This window comes from Empedobacter sp. UBA3475 (assembly GCF_002378465.1).
GTDB classification, from domain to species: Bacteria; Bacteroidota; Bacteroidia; order Flavobacteriales; family Weeksellaceae; genus Empedobacter; species Empedobacter falsenii_B.
Genome location: NZ_DFRA01000021.1, coordinates 89,418 through 97,486, shown reverse-complemented (window position 1 = coordinate 97,486; position 8,069 = coordinate 89,418). Strand labels below are relative to the sequence as shown.

The window sequence follows — 8,069 nt, the reverse complement described above, 5'->3', positions numbered from 1 at the left end:
TTATTTAATGAAGTTAATATACGATTAGAAACACCGAAAAGATCGAATCAAAAAGATTACAAACCTCAGTTTTATACATTCAAAAAGTATCAAAAAAGAATTGAAACTTTATTTTCTCAACTATGCGATCAATTTATGATTAGAAGAAATTATGCAAAAACTTTTGAGGGGTTTAAAACCAGAATTCTAGCTAAAATTACTGCACTAACAGTGATTCAGTACATTAATAAAACATACTTTAATCGAAATATTAATAATCTAAAAACTCAAATTATTTAAAATGCACAACGGGTACTGAATATAATAATGTAAAGTTATTTCTTTAAAGATGTTGGTAAATAAAAAAAATAGATCACTTTTTGGAATTCTTAAAAAAAAGTTAGAGTTTTGTCTAAAATGTTATAAAATATAAAACTATGAGGAGAAGATTAACATCTTTGGGCTTATTAGCTTTCCTAGGATTAGGAACAGTGGCTTTTGCTCAAGTAACGGGTGTAGTTAACGATGCTAACAATTTTCCAGAGTCAGACGTAGAGGTAACTGTAAAAGGTACAGATAAAGTTGCGTATACAGACGGAAATGGAAATTTTAACATTGATGCTAAAGTAGGTGATACATTAGTGATCAATGGAAAAGAATTTAAAGTGACTTCTACTAATTTAGGAGCTTTGAAATATTCAGATGAAACTGCTTTAGAAGAGGTAGTTATTACAAGTATTTTCGATTCTCCTTCTAAATCAGGAGAAACAGTTGTGTCTGGTAAAAGTTTAGAAAATTTTAACCCTTCATTATCTGTTGATCAAATGTTAGGTGGAAAAGTTTCGGGATTAACTTCTCAAGCTCAGAATGGAGCGCCTGGAGCTACTTCTAATGTAACAATCCGTGGAGCTATGGGATTAGGTGGAGGTAATAAATCTCCATTATTTGTAGTGGATGGTACTTATATGTCAGTTACAGATATGAATACTATAAATCCACAAGATATTCAGGATGTTACTGTTTTGAAGGATGCTTCCCAATTAGCTATTTATGGTGCTAGAGGTGCAAATGGAGTTATTATAATCAAAACTAAAGGAGCTAAGAAAAATTCTAAATCATTTTCATATTCATCAAGAATTGGTTTTACTGAGATGATGAAACAAAATGATATGGATGTAATGAACTCAAGACAATTATTAGATTATCAAAATAGTTTATCCTCAATCAAAGGAGTAGCAGGTGGAGTGGCTAGAACACAAGCTCAGATTGATCGGTTAGCTCAGATTGATACAGATTGGAATGATTCATTTTTTAAGAACGGTTTAATAACATCTCATTATTTTAATATGGCTAGTAATATTGATGGAGATTCTCAATCTTTTTCAATTGGTTATGATAAAAATTCAGGAGCGGTTAACTATTACAAAGGTTTAGATAGAATTACAGGAACTCTTAATATTTCGTCTAAATTATCAGATAAAGCTAAATATGGAATTAATCTTAATGGGTCTTATCAAACATTAGATGAACCTAGAGATATTAATAACGGTCAAAATGCTTTTTACAGTGTTTTACAAAATAGACCATTTGCTAGTGTTTATGAGCTAGATAATGATGGAAATATCATATATAAAGCTAATGGAGATCCTACATTTAATCAATCTGTAAACGCTATGGGGTATAATGCATTAGATGAAATGTATTATACAAAGAATCAAACGAGAACGTTTAGATTATATGGTTCTGCATTTTTTGAATATGAACTAGCTAAAAATTTATTTGCTAGAACAACATTTGGAGCTACATACAGAAGATTACAATATGAAAATTTTACAGCTCCTTCTTCTAATTTAATGGCTAACATTTTAGGTTCTGGAGGATCGAAAAGTGATCAGAGTCTTGATAGGCTTGATTATAACTGGAGAAACGAGGTTAGTTATATAAAATCATTTAACAAACATAATATTAGAGCAACTATAGCTTCAGAGTATATTAATCAATCGAGCTATTCAATGTCTTTAAGTTCTCAAGGATTTCCTAATGATTATCAAGATGTACAAAGTTTAGCTACAACTAAATTACAGTCTTCAAATACTGCAAGATGGGCTGTGACTCGTTTTGGGTATTTAGGTTCTGTTAACTATGATTATGCAAGAAAATATTTTGTTGATGGTTATGTAAGAAGAGATGGAACTTCTTTAGCTGGATTAGATAATAAATATGGAACTTTTTGGGGAGCTTCTGTTGCTTGGGATATAGCAAAAGAAGACTTTTTAAGATCTAATAAATTTGTTAATAGTTTGATGTTGAAAGCATCTTATGGTGAAGTAGGAGATGATTCAGGTCTAGCAAGATATTCTAATTTGACTTTAATGTCTATGACTGGAACATATAATAGTCAAGGGATTGCTGCTCCATCTTTAAATATTGCAAATCCAAATACTACATGGGAAATTAATAAAAAATTAAATGTAGGATTAGATTTTGCTTTGCTTAATAGATCATTAACTGGTAATGTTTCGTATTTTAAAGATACACGTACAGATTTTTTATTTACTAAAGAGTTACCAAGAGAAACAGGTTCATTTAAAACAACTATTAATGCTGGAGAATTAGTTTCTAGTGGGGTAGAGGTTGAGTTAAATTATGATATTATTAATAAGAAAGAGTATGGTTTAAGTGTATATGGTACTTTAACAAAAATGAAGTATAAAATAAATGACTTAAATGGTTTAGATGAATTAATAGTTTCTGGAACTGTTGAAGATATGAAACATATAAAAGGAGGAGCTCCGTATCAATTTTATATGGTGAAATTTGCAGGTATTAATAGAGATAATGGTAATGCGCAATACTATGATTTAGATGGGAATATAACTGAAACTTATGATGCAGGAGATGCAATAGCGACAGGTAAATCTCCTATGCCTACTTTAACAGGAGGTTTTGGATTAAATGCTAAGTTTTACGGATTTGATTTAAATGCAGATTTTGTTTTTAGTGCGGGAGGTTATACTTATAATAACACCTATCAAATATTAACTAGTCCTACAACAACTAATAATAAAGCTGTTCAAGCAAATGATTATTGGAGAAATCCAGGTGATCAAACAGAATTTCAACGTCCAACTTCAGCTGGATTTAGATATTCTACTCAATTCTTAGAGAAATCTGATTATTTAAACTTTAGAAGTTTATCTCTTGGATATACGTTTGACGAATTATTAAAAGGTACAGGTTTAAAAGGAGTTAGAATTTTTACACAAATACAAAACTTGGCTTTATGGACTAAATTCCATGGTAATCCTATTGCTGGGACTGCAAGTAGTGGATATGCTGTTCCTGGTGATTCTGGATTTATAGCAAACGCATATTCATTATTTTCATATCCAAATACAAGAACTTATTCATTAGGTTTAAATGTTAATTTCTAAAAAAAAAAGATGAAAAAAATTAAAATAACATTTTTAGCTTTATCATTATTATTATCATTTAATAGTTGTAGTGATGATGATATTATGCAAGATTCTCCTACAGGTACAGCTGTAGAGAATTTTTATCAAACTCCTGCAGATTTTACAAGAGCTATATTAGGAGTTTACCAAGGTTTTAAACAATCAGGGTACTATGCTGCATCTAACGGATCTTCAGACATAAATGTTTTAGGAGATATATTAGCAGATGATGTAATATTTAATACTAATGGTCGTCAGGCAAATAGGTTAGCGTCTACTCAATGGGAGTATGATGGAAATATGACTCCAACTTCAAAATATAATTCATCGTATAATATTATTATGCGAGCTAATTTAATTTTAGCTAAAATAGATAATCTACCCGAAGGAGATTTTAAACGTCAAATAAAAGGTGAAGCTTTAGCTTTAAGGGCATTGGTACATTTAGAGGTTGCAAGAACTTATGCTAAAATACCAACTCAAAGTGCAGATGCTTTAAGTTCGCAAGGGATACCATATATAGATAAATATATCCCTTTTGAATCTCCAGGTAGAGAAGAGAATGTTAAAGTAGTATATGATAAAATACTTAAAGATTTTACTGAAGCTTTAAGTAATTTAAACACAAGTACTGGTACTGATAGAATTAATAGTAATACTGTACAAGCGTTGTTAGCTAGAACTTATTTATACTTAGGGAATTATACTAAAGTGATTGAGTATGCGCAACCTGTTGTAAATAAGGTTGATCCTGTAGCTAAAGACCAATTGCTAAACATGTGGAAAGGTATAAATAGTAATGGAGTATTATTTGAAATTCCTTTTGTTTTAACAAATGATCCTGCAATTGGAGTTAGCTATAGTCAAGGAACAAGCAATGCTAGTATCAATATGGAATATTCTGTAGATAAAAGATTTTATGAGTTATTTAATCCAACTACAGAGCCTGAAAGAATGTCAGCTAGTGTGAAATTATTTAATCCAAAAAATGCAAATGGAAAGCCTACAATTGCTGTTAATAAATATATTTCTGGAAATCCAGCTACAAATATTCCAGGAGTAAATAATGGACGTTATTTGAGAGTTGAAGAAACTATCTTAGATTTAGCTGAAGCACAATATTTATCTGGTGATCAAGGAGGGGCTTTAGCAACATTAAATAAATTAAGAAACAATAGATATTCTTCTTATGCAGGAGGGGAAACTGGAGTAGCTATATTTGATGCAATTATTCTGGAAAGACGTAAGGAACTGGCTTTTGAAACTGGTGATAGATGGTTTACATTAAAAAGATTGCAAAATGTAAATGTACCTGCGCAATATAAAAATGGTATTCAAAGATCAGGAAATGGTTTTTATGCTGATGGAAGTGGAAGTGTTCCTGTTGGACAAACTTTAACACCTACTAGTCATAAATGGCAATTGCCTATTGATCAAGGAACAATCAATAGAAATCCTAATATGACCCAAACGTCAGGATATTAATTTAAGTAATAAAAAAGACTATCTTTTTAAGATAGTCTTTTTTTTATTGACATAATATTTGTAAATTCAATTAAATATAATTTGAATTATGAAAATTAAATATAGTATTATTTTTTTATTTTTTATATGCTATGTAAACGGTCAAGTTAATCTCGACCCATTGACAGTAGGTGTTTCTCAAGGTAGCCATAGAATTCAATTATCTAAAATTGATTTGTCAATAAAAGGTAATCCTTATTTAAAGGATGGACTTTCACCATTTACTATAGAAGGTGCTAATTCTAATGTAAAGTTATTGCGTTATAATCACTACTCTGATGAAATGGAGTATCTAAACGAGAATGTTTCTTATGACTTAGATAAGCTGCAGAATATGATTATTACTTTTATAAATAGTAATAAAAAATTTATTTATATAGAGCATTATAAATTAGAAGATGGTAATTTAGAATCTGGTTTTTTACAAATACTTTCAGAAGGAAAAAATATTAACCTTTATAAAAAGGAAAAAGTAATTTTAAAAGAAATTTTACAAAAAGAAGATATAATGGATGTCGGAACATTAACGAAAGAATATACATCTGATAAGCCAATTTATTTTATGAATTTTAAGAATGATATTATTTTAATTCCTAACAAGAAAAAAGAATTTATTAATTTTTTTAAAGATGATAAGATAAAAGCATATATAAATAAAGAAAAAATTAATTCTACAAACGAATCTGATTTAATAAAATTAACAAAGTTTATAAATAAATAATAAAAAACCCTCGAAGTTTACTTCGAGGTTTTTTTATGCGTATTATTTTACAAACTCTTTATAAATTCCCAAGCTCTTATCTCAGACCAAGAGTGAGAATTATCCTTTAAAGGAAATCCACAATGTCCACCATATTTAGGCATTTCGAAAGTGCAGTAGGAATGATTTTTTAATCGCTCAATAGGATAGCAATCATCCCCCAAAAAAGGATCATTTGCAGCATTTACAATCAAACAAGGTGTTGTGATATGGTCTAAAACAGTTGCAGGAGAAGCTTTGTGATAGTAATCTTCTTTGCTGCTATAACCATGCATTGGTGCAGTAAAATAATCATCAATTTCATCAAATGTTTTGATCTTATCAATCATTTTTTCATTCAGAACTCCTGGAAATTGTTTTGCTTTTATTTTAAATTTTGGAACTAAAGTGCGTTTGAAATTTTTAAAATAAATTGTATTCGGAAATATTTTCAATGTGTCAGCACATGATTTTAGAGAAATTGGTGCAGAAAAAACAACAGCAGATTTTATCTTGTTCGAAACTTCATAACCTCCAAGATAATTCAAAACCAAAGCACCACCCATCGAATAGCCAATCAAATAAACTTCTTGATAATTTTCTTTCAACGCTTTTTCTACAACTCTGTGTACATCATCAATTGATCCATGATGATACAAACGACAAGTGTCATTCATTTCACCTCCACAAGAGCGATGATTCCAAGCTAGAATATTAAATCCTTTATCATAAAAATAATCTGAACACGAATTAAGATACGTTCGTTTCGAATCGCCTTCTAATCCGTGAAAAAGTATAACTAATTTGTCTTTATTTTCTTGAAATCGCCAATCCAAATTCAGAAAATCGCCATCATCGGTTTCCATTTTTTCTCTTGTGTAATCTGGAACAGGATATTTCTTGAATTTCGCTGGAATAATAGTAGAAAGATGCGCATTTCGATTGATGAAATTAGGTGTAGGGTAAGTAGAATGTTCGATGTAAGGCATTTAAAATATTTTTACGTCAACTAAAAAATCCTTTTTAATTTCTTCATTTATATTAGCTAGAATCTTCGATTTTCCCATCAATAATTCTTGTCTCATTGCAGGAGAATTAATTTTTACATACAAAACTCTTTGTCTTACTTCAACTCGGTCCGTATATTTCTCGAAAAACTTTCCCATCACCGTTTGCCAGGCCTCTTCTGCTTTCACTTCCCAAATCAATTCTTCTTTTCCACTTTGTTTAATAAAATGCTCCAAAGCTTGACCAAGCGTTTGCTGATTACTTCTTTTTTCGTACTTTTTCATAAACGGAAAACTTTACTTTCAGAATTAATTTGTTTAATGATTTGCTCTGTTCTTTCGGGATGTGTGTCAGTAATAAAAATTTGACCGAATCGTTCCTCGTTTACTAATTTAATCAATTGTGTTACACGATGTTCGTCCAATTTATCAAAAATATCGTCCAATAATAATAAAGGAGTAATGTTTAAGGATGATTTGATAACTTCTAATTGGGCCAATTTCAAAGCGATTAAATACGATTTTTGTTGACCTTGCGAACCAAATTTCTTGATTGGATAATTGGTAATCGTAAACAATAAATCATCTTTATGAATTCCAGCTGTCGAATATTGTGTCGAACGATCTTTGTACAAAGCCTCTTTCAGAACCGTTTCAAAAGGTGCATCATTAAGCTGAGAAACATATTCGATATTTACTTTTTCTCGTCCTTCAGAAATTTCGTTGTAATATTTTAGGAAAGCGTCTAAAAAAGTTTTTATAAATTCTTTTCGAGTTTCGTGTATTTTTTTACCCAAATGAATCAACTCTTCATCATAAATTTCTAACGATGAAGCGTCAAACGTATTATTGGCAACAAAATATTTTAGTAAAGCATTTCGTTGGACTAATACTTTATTGTATCGCATTAAATCAGCTAAATATTGCTTGTTCGATTGCGAGATAATATTATCCAAAAACTTTCGACGAACTTCACTTCCTTCCTTGATCAAATCGCTATCATAAGGCGAAATCATGACCAAAGGATATTGACCGATATGATCCGATATACGATCATATGACTTCGAATTTCGTTTTAGTTGTTTGGGTTGACCAGAACGAACCAAACAGAAAATAACATCATCTGCTTCATTCTTATCAAAAGTGCCTTCTAATGTAAAAAAATCACAATCAAATTGTATGTTCATCGCATCCGAATGGTTGAGATACGATTTGCTTAAAGCCAAATAGTGAATAGCATCCAAAACATTGGTTTTACCTTTCCCATTTTGTCCTACAAAAGCATTAATCTTTGGAGAAAATTCGAAATTATTTTCATCAAAATTCTTGAATTGTCGTGCTTTAAGTTCTTTTAAATACATGAAA

Annotated in this window: 7 protein-coding genes; 4 read left to right on the top strand and 3 right to left on the bottom strand. The window is 30.2% G+C overall.

The genetic code is table 11. The annotated features are described in order from the left end of the window. From B3I31_RS05310 to B3I31_RS05295, 4 genes are all read left to right on the top strand, one after another. The coding region (locus B3I31_RS05310) for a transposase (RefSeq protein ID WP_291087699.1) at window positions 1-279 on the top strand (279 nt) is incomplete at its 5' end. 137 nt (window positions 280-416) lie between these two features. Next, window positions 417-3,413 carry a SusC/RagA family TonB-linked outer membrane protein gene (locus B3I31_RS05305; protein WP_291072276.1) on the top strand — a complete coding sequence of 999 codons (2,997 nt, stop codon included), beginning with the start codon at window positions 417-419 and terminating at the stop codon, window positions 3,411-3,413. A gap of 9 nt (window positions 3,414-3,422) precedes the next feature. Next, window positions 3,423-4,919, top strand: coding sequence for a RagB/SusD family nutrient uptake outer membrane protein (locus B3I31_RS05300; RefSeq protein WP_291072274.1), 1,497 nt, complete (start codon window positions 3,423-3,425; stop codon window positions 4,917-4,919). 88 nt (window positions 4,920-5,007) lie between these two features. Then, entirely contained in the window at window positions 5,008-5,679 is a 672-nt protein-coding gene (locus B3I31_RS05295) for a hypothetical protein (protein WP_219033889.1), read from the top strand. Window positions 5,680-5,726: 47 nt separating this feature from the next. On the opposite strand, the gene B3I31_RS05290 is transcribed toward B3I31_RS05295, so the two are convergent. The 3 genes from B3I31_RS05290 to recF are packed head-to-tail and all read right to left on the bottom strand — an operon-like array spanning window position 5,727 to window position 8,065. Beyond that, window positions 5,727-6,686, bottom strand: coding sequence for a YheT family hydrolase (locus tag B3I31_RS05290; RefSeq protein WP_291087696.1), 960 nt, complete (start codon window positions 6,684-6,686; stop codon window positions 5,727-5,729). Then, a complete protein-coding gene (locus tag B3I31_RS05285; protein ID WP_180905351.1) occupies window positions 6,687-6,989 on the bottom strand; it encodes a DUF721 domain-containing protein in 303 nt (100 codons plus the stop codon). Further along, window positions 6,986-8,065, bottom strand: a complete 1,080-nt coding sequence (recF, locus tag B3I31_RS05280) for a DNA replication/repair protein RecF (RefSeq protein ID WP_291072411.1) — start codon at window positions 8,063-8,065, stop codon at window positions 6,986-6,988. The genes B3I31_RS05285 and recF overlap by 4 nt, the downstream gene beginning before the upstream one ends. Window positions 8,066-8,069: the final 4 nt, after the last annotated feature.